Here is a 17,396-nt window from a genome sequence, read left to right as displayed (position 1 = left end):
AATCAATGCACATAATAAGGAGAAATCATCAGATAAACCACCACACCGGTGATAGCAACATACAACCAAATCGGGAAGGTGTATTTGGCCCACTTGCGATGAGCTGCAAAATCCTTTAAATAGGCTTTGGAATAGGTTTTCAACACCAAAGGTATAATCACAATAGATAAGGTGATATGAGTAATCAAAATAAAGAAATAGATGTATCTTAAAAACCCTTCACCTCCATACTTTGTACTCTCCGAAGTCATGTGGTAGGCCACATACATTATCAGAAAAAGTGCAGAGAGTGCTATACAGGTAGTCATTAAATTTTGATGCTGCTTTCTTTTCCCATTTTTGATGGCCACCACAGCTAGTACCAAAAGAACTGCTGTAATTCCGTTGGTTGTGGCATAGATGGGCGGCAAAAAGGACAGGGGTTCCGCGTTCGGAATCTTATAACCGAACAACAAGGCAACCACTACAGGAGTCACTACAGAAACAATAGTAATTAGTCGATTATATCTTTTTTCCTTTAATGAAACTTCTTGCATCATTCCTCGAGTAATAATTTTTTAATGTCTTCCTTTAACATTGTAATTTGCTGAGGCTCCCCTTCATCATTAACCCCTTGTTCCTCGGTTACCGTTCCTCGGTAGTATATAATAGGGTTTCCAAACTTATCCTCCCTACTTCTTATGTTTCCTTGCTTGTCTATGAGCGCAAACATTCCTGAATGCTCAAAACCTCCTGGAACACTAGAGTCCTCGGTTGCTTGAAGATAAAATCCCTCTTGGGCCAAACTATAAATGGAATCTCTATCCCCAGTCAACAAATGCCAATCTTTATCTTGAATCCCGTAACGTTCTGCATACTTTTTCAAAGTGGACGGCGTATCGTATCTAGGATTGATGGTAAAAGAAGCCACTCCGAAATCCTTGTATTCTTTAAAAGTGTCTTGTAGTTCCACCAAATTTTTGGTCATTATTGGACAGATGGTCGGACAGGTGGAGAAGAAAAATTCCACAACATATACTTTACCTAAATAATCTTTGTGAGTAATTAGAACACTGTCTTGATTCCTAAAGGAAAAGGGAGGTACTTTCCGCTTGCTACCATTGTTAATTACAAAACCTACTTCCTTTCCCAAATTGGGAATGCTCATCCTGTCATTTTCAACAACCGTTCCCTCCTTCAATCGTTTTGAAATCTCATAGACCGCGAAGGTTCCAAAAATCAAAATGATGGCCGATACCCAAACGTAGGTGTATTTTTTTTTGCTATTTGCTCCTGTTGGCATTGTTCTTTTTTAAAGCGAGTCGGTATTCCGCCAAAATGATTTTTACATCATCCTCCATCTTATTGTTAAGCTCTGCTACGGATGTGGTATTAAATCCAAATTTGACCCCCTCATCTTCATCATCATTTCTACCTCTTAGATTGCGGTCCTTATCAATTATAAACACATAGGGTGTACTTAAATCTTGTCCCAGTTCCAAATTTGTCTCCAGGCTACGAAAGAAAGACTGAATATCGTTTTCCTCCCCAAAGGCGAAATTCCATTTATCCACTTCGGACAAAGTCCCCAATTCCCCTTTTAAGGCAGTCACTTCATCCTCAAGTCCTTTTGGAGCTATCATCAATATCTGAAAATCATTAAACTCACTGAAACGCTTATAAATCTTTTGATTTAGATTGAAAGCATTGCCTTTCTTTTTGTCGATAGTATTGCCCAAAAATCCAAGGATGGTGATTTTATCCGCAAGTTGGTTATCTCCTGAAAACTCAATAGGCTCAGGAACATTTTCTGTTAAAATGGGCAGTTTCCCGAAGTTGTTGACTCCTGAGGCAAAAAAGAGATATGCCACTAAAGGAAAGATGAAAAGAACGATTAAAACGAAGGTCTTTTTCATGGAATCAATACTTGTGCAAAAATAAAAAAGACGGTTTTGAAACCGCCTTTTGCAAATGTTAATACTTTCTTAGAAGTTCCACGCTTGAAAACCTTCTTTATAGACGTTGTAGATATAATCCGCTTCAAAAAGCAGGATAAAAATTAAATAACTTACCAAGAAAATAGGTGTCCATACTATGGCTCTTCTCAAGGAACTTCTTTCATCTCTCAGGTGCATAAAATCCCAAGCGATGTAGTAGGCTTTTACCAAAGTAAGGATGATGAATATCCAGTTTAGGAGTTTCATCCCTAAAAAATAGGTCCCCGTTAAAAATTTCGGCTTAAGAATACCCAAAGCTACTTCTACAGCAGTTACTATGGAAAGAAAAATCAATACTCCCCAAATTTTTTGGGTATTGGACTTAAACTTTAAAAGTCCCCTGAAAATTTCCAACTTATGATCGTGTGCCATATTATATTGTTTTTGACAGATTCCTGCCTTCGCAGGAATGACATAAAAATTATACCAAATAAAAGAATGTAAATACGAATACCCAGACCAAATCTACGAAGTGCCAGTACAACCCAACTTTTTCCACCATTTCATAGTGTCCTCTTCGCTCATAGGTTCCGAGGATTACATTGAAAAAGATAATTACGTTGATTACAACACCTGAGAATACGTGAAATCCGTGGAATCCAGTAATGAAAAAGAAGAAGTCCGCAAACAATCGACTACCATATTCATTTCGGATTAGGTTAGCCCCTTCCACAACCAATTTGGCATCTTTTAATTTTGCCAAAGACTCTTGACGGGTCAACACCGTTTTCTCTCCTTCCTCGTTGATGGTTTCAGTTCGAATTAGAATATTTGGGCTTGCCTTGAACCCTTCAATCACTTCATTTAAAGAGTACGACGTTTTGTAGCCTTCCGTTTGATACCAAATACCGTTGGAAGCTTCATGCTTTATACGATCTTCTGGCAACGTCTTGGAAAAATCAGCTAAAGCTGCACGTTTACCTGTTTCAGCATTTACAAATTGAAGAATTCTACCTCCCCTTGTTTCCAAAGCTCCATAATCCCCTTTAATGAAAGTGGCCCATTCCCAAGCTTGTGAACCTACGAAAATGGCGCCTCCAATAATGGTAAGAAACATATAAAGAATTACTCTATTCTTCATCATTCTATGTCCCGCATCCACAGCCAATACCATGGTAACAGAAGACATAATCAGAATAAAAGTCATAAAGGCTACATAGTACATGGGTGCCTCAACACCATGAAGTCCTGGAAAGTGGGTAAATACCTCATCGGCAATGGGCCAAGTTTCGATAAACTTAAACCTAGAAAAGCCATAGGATACCAAGAAACCCGAGAAGGTCAAAGCATCCGAGACAATAAAGAACCACATCATCAATTTTCCGTAGCTAGCGCCTAAAGGACGATTTCCGCCTCCCCAAACGCTATCTTCTGCACCGGTTGTAACCGTAGAATCCATAAATATGTTCGTTTTAATAAAACTTTAGCAAAAATACACCTTTTACTGTATTCGAAAAGACAAAGTGGAATGAAAACTCCCCTTCAAAAAAATTATTTTACGAAATACATAAAAAGTATCAAATACACCCACAAAATATCCAGAAAATGCCAGAATGTAGCTCCCAATTCCAAGCCCAACATATTCTCCGGAGTATATTTTGAACGTAGCTGCTGCACAAGCACTACCAACAATGAAATAATTCCCGCCACGACGTGAACAATATGCACTGCGGCAATCAAAAACACGTATGACATTTTAATGTTACTGGTAGGTCCTGTAAAATAGTACCCGTTTTCCAACATTTGGGAAAAGCCAACGAATTGTAGCCCAATGAATATACCTCCAAGTCCTAGTGTAGCCAACAAAAAAAGTGTCCCCAGTCTTTGGTTGTTCTTTTTTACCGCATTTTTGGCCAAAATATAGGTAAGGCTACTCAAAACAATGGTCGCAGTACTCCAGATAAAGGCCTGGGGCAACTCCAAATCACTAATCCAATCTGTTCGCTTACTACTCACAATATAGGCACTGGTCCATCCTGCGAATCCCATAATCAAACTCACAATACCGAACCAAAGCATCATTTTTTTGGCGCGGTCATTTTTCTGTTTTGCGGTTCCTTGGGTCAAATCCATACTATCAACTAATCAATTTATCTGCAACAAATATTATCTGAATCAATGAGATGTAGGTCACACTGGCCAACATCAACTTCCTTGCGGAGGGATTATCTTTTTTAATGTATAGGTTAAAGGCAAAAAGCAACATGACCAATCCACAAAGCAATACCAAAACAGCGGCTGGAAGCGTCAAATGCAATCTACCGGTAAATCCAAAGGCAGGCATAATGGAGATGACAATCATCCAAAAGGTGTACAATATAATCTGCAAAGCGGTACTTCTGTCCTTTTTCCCAGTCGGTAACATTTTAAAGCCTCCTCGTTTGTAATCCTCATCCAACATCCAGCCCAATGCCCAAAAATGGGGAAACTGCCAAAAAAACTGAATCATAAAAAGCGTCCCAGGCTCAATACCAAAATCATTGGTTGCGGCCACCCAGCCCAACATAAAGGGTATGGCACCTGGAAAAGCCCCAACAAATACCGCAAGCGGTGTTTTGGTCTTAAGTGGAGTGTAAACACTGGTATATAAAAAAATGGAAATAGCTCCAAAAAGGGCCGTCTTTGGACTCAAAGCATACAAGGCCAATACGCCCAAGAGTGTCAAAACAATGGCAATGGTCATCGCCATGTTAACCGTCATACGTCCTGAAGGAATGGGTCGGTTCCGAGTTCGCTTCATGAGTGCATCTAGGTCACGCTCGATGACTTGATTGTAAGCATTGGAGGCCCCAACCATGCAGTAACCTCCAAAGGCTAGCAATAGCACAGACCAAAGTTCAATCTGATAGGCTCCCAAAAAATATCCGGCAATAGAGGAGAAAACAACACTGACCGCCAATTTAGCCTTCGTGATTTCCTTAAAATCAGAATAGAACAGGGCAAGGGATGTACTTTTTAAGGAACCTACGGCCGACTTCATCTACAGGGTTTATTGGGGCGCAAAGATAACGCTGGAAAGCTTCTTTTCCAACCGCTTAGGTGGGTTTGTTTAGTTTTTAAGTTTTCTTGTTGAACTATTTGCTTTGCAATTGACCAATTCCAAAAAGTCGGGAAATCTATATCAGCCCTCGGGAAATATTAGCAAAGAAATAGGCTAGAGGTGGGATTACTTTTGTTCCCACAAACAAACAGTAAAACAAACTAGATATGGAAACTACACTACAAGAACAGGAATTATTGACCAAAGCAAACGAAGTTGTGGATTTATTGGCCGAAGGAAAGTTCATTGAAGCCATGGAAAATTATTTGGCAGATGACGTGCAGCTTTTTGAAGGAAACAACCCCGCCAAAATAGGTAAGGCCTTTACGATTGCAGAAGAACAAAAACTATTGGACACCGTAACTGCTTTTCACGGATATACCGTAACCAGTGGCCCAGCCGTTAAGGGCGACACAACCTTTTACGAAGCCGTAATGGAATTTGATACCAGCGATGGTGCACAGCACAGATTTGAACAAGCGGTACGCACCCAATGGAAAGATGGTAAAATTGTGAATGAGCGGTATTACCATGCTTAGTTTACAACATCAGATAAATGAAAAAGCCCCAGCTGTATAGCCGGGGCTTTTCTATAAATTCTTCGGAATTCTATTATTGCAACTTAAAGGTAATTGGGATACTAAATGGAACTTTTACCGCTCTACCTCTTTGCTTACCAGGAGTCATTTTTGGCAGTTTCTTGATAATTCGCAATGCTTCTGCCTCCAAGTTCTTGTCCGGTCCACGCATTCTGATGTTTCCAATGCTTCCATCTTTTTGAATTACAAAAATTACGTTTACCCTTCCTTGTACTCCCATTTCTTGGGCAATTTCAGGGTAGCGGAAGTTCTTACGGATGTGCTTCTGCATCATCTCTTGGAAACATTGCTTTTTATTTCCTGACTTTTCACATCCTGGAAAAACGGGTACATCTTCAATTACGGCAAATGGAACCGAAATATCTTCTTCCACTTCTTCAACCTCAACTTCCTCAACTTCCATCACTTCTTCCTCTTGGCTGGTTTCTGTTGACTCAATTACAGTTTCTTCAACTTCTTCCTCGTCCTCAACTACTTCAATTACTTCAGGAGCAGCAGGAGGTGGTGGAGGCGGTGGCGTTTTTATCTGCTCTGTCATTGGCACCTCTTCATCCAACTGATCCTCAACATTCAAAGAAATGTCGTAATCATTCACCTTGTCATACTTTTTCCATTCCATGGCCCCGTAGACCAATCCCAAAACAGCGGCCAACCCTATTACAAAATAGAGGGTACTATTTTTTCCCACATCAGCTTTTGGATTCTTTTTTAATTCCATTTTCGTTAATTTAGTATTCGCTAATTTACTATTTAATTTGTTAAATAAACAACTAATATCTCCATTTTAACGGCTCTTTCTTGGTAAAATACCACCAGATAACCAGTCCTCCGGTTACGGCCCCTAAACTATTCGCCAGCACATCGCCCCATTCGGCCATGCGGTCTTTTGTTATACTATATTGTAAAGCCTCAATTCCTATGCCATAAAGAGCGGCTACCGTTACCATAACCAAAAGCGCCTTTTTTAAGGTCAGTTTTTGCCTTCTTTCCCATATACTGAGACAACCCAAGAACACAAAACCCGCATAAAACCCAAAATGGGTTATTTTATCTGCATACGGTATGTTGACAGAACCTGTATCCAATTCCGAAAAAGAAAATAGGCTGAGCGATGTAATGACCATCAACCAGCCTATAAATGCTATGGTGAATATGTGCTTTCTAAGCCCCAATCAGTGCCTTGTAATCCGAATCGCTCATCAACCCATCCACTTCTGATGGGTCGCTTATTTTAATTTTGATCATCCAGCCGTCACCATAAGGGTCGGAATTCACCTTTTCAGGCTCGTCCTCCAAAGATTCATTGAACTCAATAATCTCCCCGCTCAATGGCAAAAACAGGTCCGAAACGGTTTTTACCGCCTCCACAGTCCCAAATACCTCTTCTTTGTCCAGGGTTTCATCCAAGGTTTCCACCTCAACATAGACAATGTCTCCCAACTCACTTTGGGCGAAATCCGTGATTCCCACTGTGGCTACATCGCCATCAATTTTGACCCATTCATGGTCCTTGGTGTACTGCAGTTCTGCTGGTATGTTCATTTGATTCAAAAAGTTTTAGTCCAGTCACAAATGTAACGGATTGGACATAGCTTTTCAAAAAATATCTTCAACAAAATCAGCCTGAAAAATAGGAAGAGTTTTAGTTCCCAAAATTGTAGCGCAAGGTAAATCCAGCATTGACCGTAGTCTGTGGAAATGCCGTGGAAACTGCAAACTCGGAAAAGGAATGGTCATAGAAAAACAGGGCATTGAAATTTCTACTCAAGGCGTAGTCCGCAGTGAACTTGAAAGAAATCAATTGTTGTCCGGAAGTAATCTGATTGTTATCAATATCCAGATTGCGGATAATCGTAATGTTGTCCCTCAAGGAGAAATCTGCCTTTAAGTTCAGGTCCCCTTTCAATCTGGTTCGTTCTCCACCTATATTGGTCACAAACTTTACGTCCTTAAAACGATAGCCCAGTCCGACTGTATATTCCTGTCCATTGATTTCCGTCAAAAGGCTATTGTCAAAACTCAAGGACAAGGTTCTATCTCTTCGTACCTCCGCCAAAAAGCTAAAGGAATTTTTCATCTCAAAATCAACTCGGGCCAATGGACTGAATGCATCTGTGAGTATAACGCTATTTATAATGTTTTCCGGAAGGAAATCACCATTCTCCGGGTTGGTATCTGAATTTTGACGTTCTAGGTTCGTTTGAAACGAATTGACCGAATAGGCCGCACGATAGCCGTGGCTCAAAGAGAAACGTTTGAATTTCTTTTTAAACCAACGGTTCTTCATCAAACCCGTATACTTAATATTCCAGTTGGGTATCGGAATCTGACGGAAGGCATCCAGATTCACTCGCTCCGCATCCTGACCGGTATATGCCGCAAAGAAGGCAGGAAGCAAAACTTCTTGTTGTGTTTTCCCATAGCGTTCTGGAAAACCATCGGCATCCAAAGCGCCCGGAGTTTCCCCTCTGTCAGAAACCAATCGATTGGCAATAATTATTCTGTTATTCCTGAATTCATCAAAAGTATCTGAGTCAAATTCATCACTTTTTGAAAACGCGGTCGCAATCATTAACGTGGAAATGCTGAAGTTCCCAAAGGTGTTTGGAGCCAAAGGCACATATTCCCCATCCTCTATCCTAAAGTTTTCCTGAAAATTCTCTGAAAACCCCCTATCCGCAATCAAATCAATAGTCAAATCTGGAGTAGGTTGTGCCGTTGCAGTTATGTTCAGTTGTCTATTGGTTACAGTGGAAAACTGGGAGTTGAAACCGGAGAAGTCCGTGAGCCATCCATTTCTTGCCGCTTCGAAGCGAATATCTGATTGACTTCCAAAAACAAAGCCCAAAGTAGGTCGTGTTGTTCCCAAAAATCCAATGGATTGTGTATACCCCGGAAGTACCGTTCCATTGTTCTCGCTATAGTTTACGTTTATCCGCTTCACCATGGTAAAAAAGTCAACAAGCGTATTGAACGTCTTGCTGGTTTTCTTCACTGGTTTTTCGTCAATAGGATTGCCATCCTTGTCCGTTCGGCGTTGTTGATTGGCCGTTACTTTTCCATCACGCTTTTTTAAACCGATGAAATCGTAGAACCGCTGCATGGTCAAATTGGCTGTGATGTTATGAGTATTCGCATTTTGAACGGTATTGATTTGTTCTCCCGGATTTTCCTCTTGAACCACCTCGTTCAAAGCGTCACCCCCACGTTGCCAATCAAAGTTACTGGTGTAGGTATATTGGGCATTGATGAAGTTTAAGAAAGGAAACTTATTAAAGGGCAGCTCGTAATTCAATTGCATTTGCTGTGAATGCCTATTGGGTTCGCCCACATCAAAGAAGCCATCCCAAATATCCAAGGTCTCATTGATACCGGAGTCACGGTCACCTTCCTCGTTGAAGAAATTCCGAACGATATTATTGTTTGATGAAGTTAAATTGACCCGAAGTGATTTGGTAATACTATAATTTAAGGCATACTGCCAATTGAACAGGTAATTTCGCTGTTGCAATAAAGGCAAATCCAAGGCTTCAACCCCGGGTTCCAAAACATCTCTAAAGCGTTGCTGATTAAAAGTACGGTTGTAGTTGGCATTTACCGACAAACTTGTTGGTAGCAGGTTTATGTTCATATCTTTTAACCATTGCCAGTATTTTCCTGTAAATAAAGAGTCCTTTTTGGCAAAAGGGGCTACCGGAGCTGGTTTAAAATTATGATTGTATACAAATCCGGTATTCACATTTTGGTCGCGAAGTTCAGCTACCTGAAAGTCGCGGTGATTGGTCTCATTATACGAATAATTGAAAGTAAAGTTCTCTATATCGAAAAAGTTCTCTTTGGCTTCTTCCCCTCTATTCTTTCGAACACCAATTAAGTTGATACTGGTTCTCTTGGTATAGTCTTCCGCTTGTTCCCGTATCGTTTCAGCATCTTCTGCCGTTTCCGCTGCATCAATGCGATCCTCCAGTTTAAGGTCATCAAAAACAGGATCAAATTCAGGGGTAATCAAGGTTTCGGAAATACCATAGTTAAAAGGTATTTGGAGGCCCCATTTCTTAGGGAACAGTTGACCTACATTCACATTGGTCACCACATCATATGAAATGGCATCTTCCCGAGATCGTTCATTTGGTTTTTGGTCCAACGTACCAAATCCCGAGGTACTTCGACTTCCCGTGGCCGTGATATTGGCAAAATCGGCCATATTTGCATCCAAGGCAGCCACTGCGGCCCAACCGCCATTATTATCCAAACCTGCCAAACGTAGCTCATTGAACCACACCTCTCCCCTTGCAGGCAGGTCATCCGTATTTTTAACCCCCACCATCATGGCGCGTATGCTTCCCAAAGAAGGATTACCTCGAATCCCTATTCTCAAACGCCCCAAGGTTCTCGGAGCAAACTCATCCACCGGAACCACTTCGCCATCAATTACTTCATAAAAATTCAACTGACTCAAGGTACCTTCGGCAATACCTTGGGATTTTACCCTATTCAAATCCCCGAGTGCAATATCAATTTCATTTACTTCGGGCCAGATTTCCTCAGGTGTTACCGCGGTAAAAGGTGTAAACTGAAGAGGTAGTTCTATTTGATAAAAATTTTCAGAGAAATCGGTTCCTATCCGCAGGAATCCAACCAACGGCGGATCGTCATCACTAATACCTGCAAAATCATTCTCATCAATTTTTTCTGCGTGCATAAACATTTTAATGCGTTCATACTGTCGCATATCGATGTTTACATTTTTAAATACCCCACGCGAATCTTCGGATTCCAAATTTTCCACCACAAAAGAAAGTGACTGTTCGTTTTGGCGTATGATGGTGTTATTATTATTCAGCTGCTCTCGAATTACACCTGGTGGCAAAACATAAGGTATAGGTTGACGCGCAAAGTTTTCTTCAATATTTACCGCATTAACATCAATAAATGTCTGATCATCCGAAGGGTCGTCCATATCCGTTTGCAGCGTATTGGTAAAAGTTCGCCAATCCCCACGTACCAAGTCCAAAGTGGCAAAACGAAGAACAACATCATCTTGAAAGCCTGTCATGTACATCCGCATGAAGCTTACCGAACGAAAATCGGTTATTCCTCCAATAGCTCGGCGTCTTAATGGATCTGCCTGTATTTCCGCTTCTGTTCTATCCGGATTAAAAACCAATGGGATTTTAAATTGAATCCATCTCCTTTGCAAAGTTGTACCATTAGGCAATGTTGGAGTTGAACCGACCCTCACATCAGTAACCAACGGATTGGTAGTATCCATGTTGGGTTCAATCGGAATACGATATTCAAAATAACTGTCAATGGTATTCATGGTCAAATCCCTGTCTACATCTTCCACATCCGGCAATGTAGTAGAGCCTCTATCCGTATTTGTAACCTCCACCGGCGAATTACCATCTGGATTGTTAAAGTCCAGATACCGCTCCAATATCCCACCTTCCCGATTCAGATAATACACATAATTGTCCAAAGCTGGGTCTTCTGCGGGACCATTATAAATGGCTTGCTCCTCTGCATCATTTAGACCATCAAAACCTACGTCTTGTTGCGTTCTATTGGTTTCATCAGCGTCAAACGCATATACCAAAGATTGGGTAGATGGCACCTGCCCCCATATAGTTGGCCTGGGGATTTCGTTATTGGTGCTTGCTGGCAATCCATTTTCATACTGTTTACGCCCATCCCTTAAAATATCCTCTGAAATATTTCCCAGATTCAAGACTAATTCTCCAACGTTAGCGTCGTTGGTTTGACCGTCCACATAAGGGTCCAACACCCAAAATTGAACAAATTCCACATTAGACTGTTCAAAGTTGGTACTGCTCAATGGTCGCATGATACCGGCCCATTTCTCATCTGGAGTTTCTGTAGCAAAACTGGGATTGGCGTTATAGGGTCCTCTATCATTGGGATAATACACAATGTCCAATGTCCCCTGAACTTGAGTCTGCCCCTGTGCGATATCGGTCTCGGTAAAAACCTCGTCAATAAAAACCCGTCGAGTTGAATTCAAGGAAATATCATTATCACTCAATCCAGCGGGTCTTTGATTGGTATAAAAGATGGGGTCAATTGTGTACCAAGACATTTTTGCCCGTTCAAACCCCACATCAATACCTGTTCGGTCTTGGAGGAATTCCACAGGCGGGCTTGCCAAAGTCCAGCCTAAAGAGGAACGAATATCTATCAAAGCCTGCGCTCCTTCAAAATCATCGAGATAGGTGGTTGTCTCCCCTTGAAAATCTGCATTTTTGGGTGAATTCGGTTGTAAAAAAGCTACTTCACCCCGTACAGAAAGATTGGAAGGCACATCTGTATCAATATTGGGCAACTTATTGGCCAAACGGGTCAAAAAGGGAATTTCGGTGCTGAAATTTCCATTCAAACCAAAAATTGTATTATTCACGGGCTCAACCCCAAAGTTGGCCTTTTGGGTCAGTGGTCTTTCATTTAGATTTAAAAGCGTACCTCCAATTAGGAAGTTTTCATTGAATTGGTGTTCCACATTGATTCCCGTAAATCTTCTTGTCTGCTGTCCAAAGACGGCATTATTCTCCACAGAAATGTTGATGGGTGTATTGGAAGCTTGAAGACTTGGGTCCAAAATTTGAACCGTTCCCGCTTGGTAGTTGACGGTAAAATCAATTCCTTCCTGTAATTGACGCCCTCCGGCAGTTACCCTTACCGAACCTTGTGGCACATTAAAAGCCCCAATGGGAATTCCATTGTTCCCTTGCGATTTGTATCGCCCTTTTAATTGAAAACGATTCTTTTCGGCATCTTGTAATGAAGCTGCCTTGGTACGGGCATACATATTTCGGAATACATAACGCACCTGGTTGGGGTTATAACCCACATCGTTATCCACGTCATAAATCTCCGCTGCGCTCGTTCGTAACTGTTCAAAAAGGAATTCCCCAAAAGGCTCTACGGTGGTAAAGATGATGTTCCCGGATTGCGGGTCTATTGTTTGCCTCGGAACATAGTCAAAGAAACCATCCCCCCCAGGTTGTACATCGTTATACACATTCAAACGGTCCAAATTGAACACTTCCAGAAGAATACGTTCTTCCAAAGGCTTTTGTCCCGCTTCAGGCGCTGGAAAATCCACTACTGGAGTAATATAGTTTCTGGGCGTAGGGTCAGAATACAAAATATTGAATCTAAAGTCTTCTTGACTCAACTGAAAAGCTCCTGTGGCATAAATATTCTTCATCATCAAATCCCAGATAGGGTCTTCCACATTGGTGATGTTACTTTTCAATAATTTCAGAATCAAGGTGTTGTTTTCAATAATGGGATTGACCCCACCGGAAACGGTAGTAGCATCAATGCCCCCATTGGCAAACTCACCAACTTGAAAGACTTCTCCTGTAGTAGTGTTGGTATATTGGTAGGCGACACCTAAAACCTCATCATTACTTAATCTTTGATTTAATGATATATACCCCAGTTGTGTTTCTAGCTGGTAATCCCGTCCTTCTTCGAGCTTACGGGCATTTTCCAAAATAGCATAATCGAATCCTTGGTTCGCAGTATATCCTGTTGAAAAACTAAATCCAGAGTCCACAGTTGCGATATCCCTAACAGCTTCAGTGAGTACACCGCCATTTCCAATAAGGGCAGGGTCATAATCGTTGACATTGTTTTGAGGAAAAACCTCGGTGCCTATGATATTGAAAAATCCTGGTGGAGCTCCTCCAGCGATTCCCACTCTGGTTTTTTCACCTCCGTTTCTACCAAACTCTGCTTCACCCAAGTCTTGTATCGCCACCACGTTTCTTACATTCAACGTCTGCTGATTTCGATTGGTCACCCAAACCTCTAAACGGGTAATTTGAATTTGACTTCGGATAAAGGGGTAATTCTCCAAGGCTTCATCATAGCTATCCCTAAAAAACTGGGACAAGAAAAAGTGTCGGTCTTCATCATAATCCAACGCGGTCAAAGAAAACTCATTGACTGTTCCTCCACCTTGTGCTACAACCGTATTGTTTTGGGAACGTTGTTCTGAGAAAACTGCGGTTACTGTTGTCCTTCCAAACTGAAGTTGTGTTTTTACCCCAAACAAACTCTGTGCACCCGTTATCAGTGAACTGTTTAGGGGCATGTTTACGTTACCAATCTCAATTTTCTGCAGAATATCGTCTTCTGTAGGCGTATAATCCAACTTCACCAAATTTTGGAAATCGAAAGTAGCTTCAGTATCGTAGTTGGCGGTTACCTGAAGTCGCTCACCTACCTTCCCCAACAGGCTTAAACTGATTCGTTGGTCAAAATCAAAGGAAAGGTTGGTTCGGTTTCTTGGCGAAAGAGCAGGGTTGTCATTTTTCTGCCAAAGAACCCCTAAATCCATAGCAACGGAACCTTGAGGAATTACCTCGATGGTATTTCCTCCAAAAATGGATTCAAAAAAGCTACTGTTGACATAAAAATTGGGCAATAAATTTTTACGTGCTTCTTCGCTTCCTTCTTTTTTTCCTGTGAAGGCATCAATTTTATCCTTAAAATAGGATTTCATTCCTTCCCTGCGAACCAGTTCGAAAAACTGTTCAGGGGTAAGAATTATGGGATAAGAGATATCAAATTCACCAATAGTTTCCGAATAAATATATCGGTCAAGTGTAGGGTCGTAGGTGTATTTTGAAACAATGCTCTGGGGATTCTCCAGTTTGAGGTTACCCAGGGCAACTCCTGTTTTGGTCGAGTCTTGGGTCTGTTCATTGGTCTCCTGAGCAAACGCCATGGAAACGAACAAAAAACAAATACAAAAGAAAAAGTGCTTAAATCCTTTCGGTTTAAGTATTGGTTTTGCCCCTCTTTTCAAACTAGTTACAAATTTTTAAGCGCCTGTTTAATAATGTCCTCTACGCTTAGCGAAGTATCCTCTTTCACAATCTTATCGACCACCTTTTCAGATTGTCTTCGGGTGAAACCGAGAACCTCTAAAGCAGATAACGCTTCTTCTTTGCCAGTATTGTTTGAAATATGGGAAACTTCATCCATTTCGTACACTTTCAAAATCTTGTCCTTTAGGTCCAAAATGACCCGCTGGGCCGTTTTGCTTCCTATCCCCTTGATTGCCTGTATGGAAGGGACATCTCCATTGGCAATAGCTTCCTTAATTTGTTGGGGTGTTAAAGAGGACAACATGGTTCTTGCCGTGCTTGAACCTATTCCTGAAACCGAAATCAATAATCTGAAAATTTCCCGTTCGGATTTTTCCATAAATCCAAAAAGGGTATGGGAATCTTCCCTAACTTGAAGATGAGTATAAATTTGAATGTTTTCTTCGTCTTTTACTAAAGAAAAAGTATGTAGTGAAATGTTCAAAAAATACCCTACGCCATTGCATTCCACAACCAAATATGTGGGGTTCTTTTCTACTAATTTTCCTTTTAAGTGGTTTATCATGGGTTTGGTTGGGGTTTTGGTTAATCGGTTTCACCCATTTTGGCTTTTTTGCGTTTTTCGCGCTCCTGAGCATCAATAACAGCAACTGCCGCCATGTTGACCATTTCATCCACACTTGCTCCCAATTGCAAAATATGGGCCGAACGCCGTAAACCAACCATTATGGGGCCTATAGAATCTGCTTTGTTTAAACCCTTCAATAGTTTATAGGTGATATTGGCCGACTCTAAATTTGGGAATACAAAGGCATTTACTTTTTTACCCGCTAATTTGGAGAAAGGAAAATTGTTGTGACAAAGTTCCTGACTCAGGGCAAAATCTGTTTGAATTTCTCCATCCACAACCAAATCAGGATTTCTTTCGTGTAAAATTCGTACCGCCTCCCTCATTTTTTGCGCATTGGGGTGACTCGATGACCCAAAATTGGCATAGGACAACAAGGCCATAACTGGATTAAAACCGAAAGTATTGGCCACATTGGCGGTCATCAAGCCAATTTCAGCAATTTCTTCCGCGCTTGGGTCAATGTTGATAGAGGTATCAGCCAAAAACAATGGACCCCTTTCGGTAATCATAATGTTTACGGTGGACGCATTCTTTACGCCCTTGGACCTTCCAATCACTTCAAAAACGGGTCTCAATACTTTGGGATACGCTCTTGAATATCCTGAAATCATACCATCGGCATCGCCTTCCATAAGCATCATAGCGCCAAAGTAGTTGCGCTTACCCATATTGATTCGCGCACTGTATTCCGTTTCTCCCTTTCGCTTTCTGGACTCCCACAATTTATGGGCATATTGGGTTCTTATTTCCTTGGATTCGTCAGCTCGTGGGTCAATAATAGGCACTTCGGCATCAAAATCGAGTTCTTTTTTCAATCTTTCAATAGTCTCTCTATTTCCTAACAAAATAGGTTGGGCAATACCTTCCTCATGTACAATTTGGGCCGCTTTAAGCACATCCAACAATTCCGCTTCAGCGAATACAATGCGTTTAGGATTTACTTTGGCTCTGTTGTGCAGCAAACGGACAACTTTGTTGTCATTCCCTGATCTCTGATACAATTCCTCCTCATACTTTTTCCAATCTTTAATTGGCGCTTTCGCCACTCCAGATTCCATAGCGGCTTTGGCCACAGCGGGAGGAATTTTAGTTATTAATCGGGGATCAAACGGTTTAGGGATAATGTATTTGTTTCCAAAGGCCAATCGAGTGGTATCATAAGCGATGTTTACCTGTTCTGGAACGGGTTCACGAGTTAAATCTGCCAAAGCACGAACGGCAGCCATCTTCATTTCTTCATTGATTTTGGTAGCACGCACGTCCAGTGCCCCACGGAAGATAAAAGGAAAGCCCAAAACATTGTTCACCTGGTTCGGATGGTCCGAACGACCTGTAGCCATTATGATATCATCACGGGTCTCACAGGCCAAATTATATTCTATTTCAGGGTCTGGATTGGCCATGGCAAAAACGATAGGGTCCTTGGCCATTGATTTCAACATGTCTGGGGTGAGTAAGTCTGCTTTGGACAACCCGATAAAAACATCCGAATCTTTCATAGCCTCTTCCAGTGAGTCAATCTTCCTGTTTGTGGCAAACTCCAGTTTTTCATTGGTGAGGTTTTCCCGATCACTTCGGATTACACCCTTGCTATCCAACATCACAATATGCTCCTCCTTAGCACCAAAAGCTTTATATAATCGGGTACAGGAAACAGCAGCGGCACCTGCACCACTGACCACAATTCTCACATCTTCCATTTTCTTTCCGGCCAACTCAAGAGCATTCAATAATGCGGCGGCAGAAATAATCGCAGTCCCATGTTGGTCATCATGCATGACCGGAATATCCAACTCCTCCTTTAGTCTTCTCTCTATTTCAAAAGCCTCAGGTGCCTTGATATCTTCCAAGTTGATTCCTCCAAAGGTGGGTGCGATGATTTTGACCGTTTCAATGAATTTTTCAACATCCGTGGTATCCAACTCAATGTCCATCCCATCGATATCCGCAAAAATCTTGAATAAAAGACTTTTCCCTTCCATAACCGGTTTCGAAGCTTCAGGTCCTATATTGCCCAGACCCAATACCGCTGTACCATTGGAAATTACAGCAACAATATTTCCTTTGGCCGTATACTTATAAACATCTTCTTTGTTTTTTTCTATCTCTAAACAAGGCTCAGCAACCCCAGGAGAATAGGCTAAAGCCAGATCTCTTTGGGTAGCATATGGTTTGGTTGGAACAACCTTGATTTTACCAGGTTGTGGCTTGGCATGATACAACAAGGCCTCCCTACGTTGTGTTTCTTTGCTCATATAGATGGTTCTAAAAGATGGATAAAGGTAAGGG

At 41.4% G+C, this 17,396-nt stretch carries 14 protein-coding genes; 1 reads left to right on the top strand and 13 read right to left on the bottom strand.

What is annotated here, in order from left to right; translation table 11 throughout:
• Positions 1-2 precede the first annotated feature (2 nt).
• The 7 genes from ACSLUF_RS03145 to cyoE form a co-directional block, all read right to left on the bottom strand.
• Positions 3-536, bottom strand: a complete 534-nt coding sequence (locus ACSLUF_RS03145; RefSeq protein ID WP_435625866.1) for a DUF420 domain-containing protein — start codon at positions 534-536, stop codon at positions 3-5.
• Positions 536-1,282, bottom strand: coding sequence for an SCO family protein (locus ACSLUF_RS03140; RefSeq protein WP_435624678.1), 747 nt, complete (start codon positions 1,280-1,282; stop codon positions 536-538). Before ACSLUF_RS03140 ends, ACSLUF_RS03145 begins: the two co-directional genes overlap by 1 nt.
• Positions 1,263-1,895 carry a hypothetical protein gene (locus tag ACSLUF_RS03135; protein WP_435624677.1) on the bottom strand — a complete coding sequence of 211 codons (633 nt, stop codon included), beginning with the start codon at positions 1,893-1,895 and terminating at the stop codon, positions 1,263-1,265. The genes ACSLUF_RS03140 and ACSLUF_RS03135 overlap by 20 nt, the downstream gene beginning before the upstream one ends.
• A 69-nt stretch (positions 1,896-1,964) precedes the next feature.
• Positions 1,965-2,348: a cytochrome C oxidase subunit IV family protein gene (locus ACSLUF_RS03130; protein WP_435624676.1), complete on the bottom strand. Its 384-nt coding sequence runs from the start codon at positions 2,346-2,348 to the stop codon at positions 1,965-1,967.
• A gap of 49 nt (positions 2,349-2,397) precedes the next feature.
• Complete coding sequence (locus ACSLUF_RS03125; RefSeq protein ID WP_435624675.1) at positions 2,398-3,375, bottom strand: cytochrome c oxidase subunit 3; 978 nt, start codon at positions 3,373-3,375, stop codon at positions 2,398-2,400.
• Positions 3,376-3,467: 92 nt separating this feature from the next.
• Positions 3,468-4,049 carry a cytochrome c oxidase subunit 3 gene (locus tag ACSLUF_RS03120; protein WP_435624674.1) on the bottom strand — a complete coding sequence of 194 codons (582 nt, stop codon included), beginning with the start codon at positions 4,047-4,049 and terminating at the stop codon, positions 3,468-3,470.
• A 4-nt stretch (positions 4,050-4,053) separates the two neighbouring features.
• Positions 4,054-4,956, bottom strand: coding sequence for a heme o synthase (cyoE, locus tag ACSLUF_RS03115; RefSeq protein ID WP_435624673.1), 903 nt, complete (start codon positions 4,954-4,956; stop codon positions 4,054-4,056).
• Positions 4,957-5,183: 227 nt separating this feature from the next.
• On the opposite strand from cyoE, the gene ACSLUF_RS03110 reads away from it, so the two are divergent.
• The gene (locus tag ACSLUF_RS03110; RefSeq protein WP_435624672.1) at positions 5,184-5,555 is read left to right on the top strand and encodes a hypothetical protein; all 372 of its coding nucleotides are present in this window, start codon (positions 5,184-5,186) and stop codon (positions 5,553-5,555) included.
• 73 nt (positions 5,556-5,628) lie between these two features.
• Here the strand turns inward: ACSLUF_RS03110 and ACSLUF_RS03105 are convergent, their stop codons facing one another.
• The 6 genes from ACSLUF_RS03105 to ACSLUF_RS03080 form a co-directional block, all read right to left on the bottom strand.
• Positions 5,629-6,333, bottom strand: a complete 705-nt coding sequence (locus ACSLUF_RS03105) for an energy transducer TonB (protein ID WP_435624671.1) — start codon at positions 6,331-6,333, stop codon at positions 5,629-5,631.
• Between the two features lie 52 nt (positions 6,334-6,385).
• Positions 6,386-6,739, bottom strand: coding sequence for a VanZ family protein (locus tag ACSLUF_RS03100; protein WP_435624670.1), 354 nt, complete (start codon positions 6,737-6,739; stop codon positions 6,386-6,388).
• Positions 6,740-6,776: 37 nt separating this feature from the next.
• Positions 6,777-7,157 carry a glycine cleavage system protein GcvH gene (gene gcvH / locus ACSLUF_RS03095; protein ID WP_435624669.1) on the bottom strand — a complete coding sequence of 127 codons (381 nt, stop codon included), beginning with the start codon at positions 7,155-7,157 and terminating at the stop codon, positions 6,777-6,779.
• Positions 7,158-7,257: 100 nt separating this feature from the next.
• The gene (sprA, locus tag ACSLUF_RS03090) at positions 7,258-14,454 is read right to left on the bottom strand and encodes a cell surface protein SprA (protein WP_435624668.1); all 7,197 of its coding nucleotides are present in this window, start codon (positions 14,452-14,454) and stop codon (positions 7,258-7,260) included.
• A 5-nt stretch (positions 14,455-14,459) separates the two neighbouring features.
• Positions 14,460-15,041 carry a Holliday junction branch migration protein RuvA gene (ruvA, locus tag ACSLUF_RS03085; protein ID WP_435624667.1) on the bottom strand — a complete coding sequence of 194 codons (582 nt, stop codon included), beginning with the start codon at positions 15,039-15,041 and terminating at the stop codon, positions 14,460-14,462.
• A 20-nt stretch (positions 15,042-15,061) separates the two neighbouring features.
• Entirely contained in the window at positions 15,062-17,362 is a 2,301-nt protein-coding gene (locus tag ACSLUF_RS03080) for an NADP-dependent malic enzyme (protein WP_435624666.1), read from the bottom strand.
• Positions 17,363-17,396: the final 34 nt, after the last annotated feature.

Source organism: Flagellimonas sp. (assembly GCF_965601775.1).
In the GTDB taxonomy this organism is placed as follows: Bacteria; Bacteroidota; Bacteroidia; order Flavobacteriales; family Flavobacteriaceae; genus Flagellimonas.
The sequence above is the reverse complement of the archived record's forward strand: the minus strand, read 5'-3'. Positions and strand labels throughout refer to the sequence as shown.

Coding starts and splice junctions, on each gene's coding strand:
- ACSLUF_RS03120 (WP_435624674.1), bottom strand. CDS start 4,049: ATGGATTTGACCCAAGGAACCGCAAAACAGAAAAATGACCGCGCCAAA.
- ACSLUF_RS03125 (WP_435624675.1), bottom strand. CDS start 3,375: ATGGATTCTACGGTTACAACCGGTGCAGAAGATAGCGTTTGGGGAGGC.
- ACSLUF_RS03105 (WP_435624671.1), bottom strand. CDS start 6,333: ATGGAATTAAAAAAGAATCCAAAAGCTGATGTGGGAAAAAATAGTACC.
- ruvA (WP_435624667.1), bottom strand. CDS start 15,041: ATGATAAACCACTTAAAAGGAAAATTAGTAGAAAAGAACCCCACATAT.
- ACSLUF_RS03130 (WP_435624676.1), bottom strand. CDS start 2,348: ATGGCACACGATCATAAGTTGGAAATTTTCAGGGGACTTTTAAAGTTT.
- ACSLUF_RS03135 (WP_435624677.1), bottom strand. CDS start 1,895: ATGAAAAAGACCTTCGTTTTAATCGTTCTTTTCATCTTTCCTTTAGTG.
- cyoE (WP_435624673.1), bottom strand. CDS start 4,956: ATGAAGTCGGCCGTAGGTTCCTTAAAAAGTACATCCCTTGCCCTGTTC.
- gcvH (WP_435624669.1), bottom strand. CDS start 7,157: ATGAACATACCAGCAGAACTGCAGTACACCAAGGACCATGAATGGGTC.
- ACSLUF_RS03110 (WP_435624672.1), top strand. CDS start 5,184: ATGGAAACTACACTACAAGAACAGGAATTATTGACCAAAGCAAACGAA.
- ACSLUF_RS03100 (WP_435624670.1), bottom strand. CDS start 6,739: ATGGTCATTACATCGCTCAGCCTATTTTCTTTTTCGGAATTGGATACA.
- ACSLUF_RS03140 (WP_435624678.1), bottom strand. CDS start 1,282: ATGCCAACAGGAGCAAATAGCAAAAAAAAATACACCTACGTTTGGGTA.
- ACSLUF_RS03145 (WP_435625866.1), bottom strand. CDS start 536: ATGCAAGAAGTTTCATTAAAGGAAAAAAGATATAATCGACTAATTACT.
- ACSLUF_RS03080 (WP_435624666.1), bottom strand. CDS start 17,362: ATGAGCAAAGAAACACAACGTAGGGAGGCCTTGTTGTATCATGCCAAG.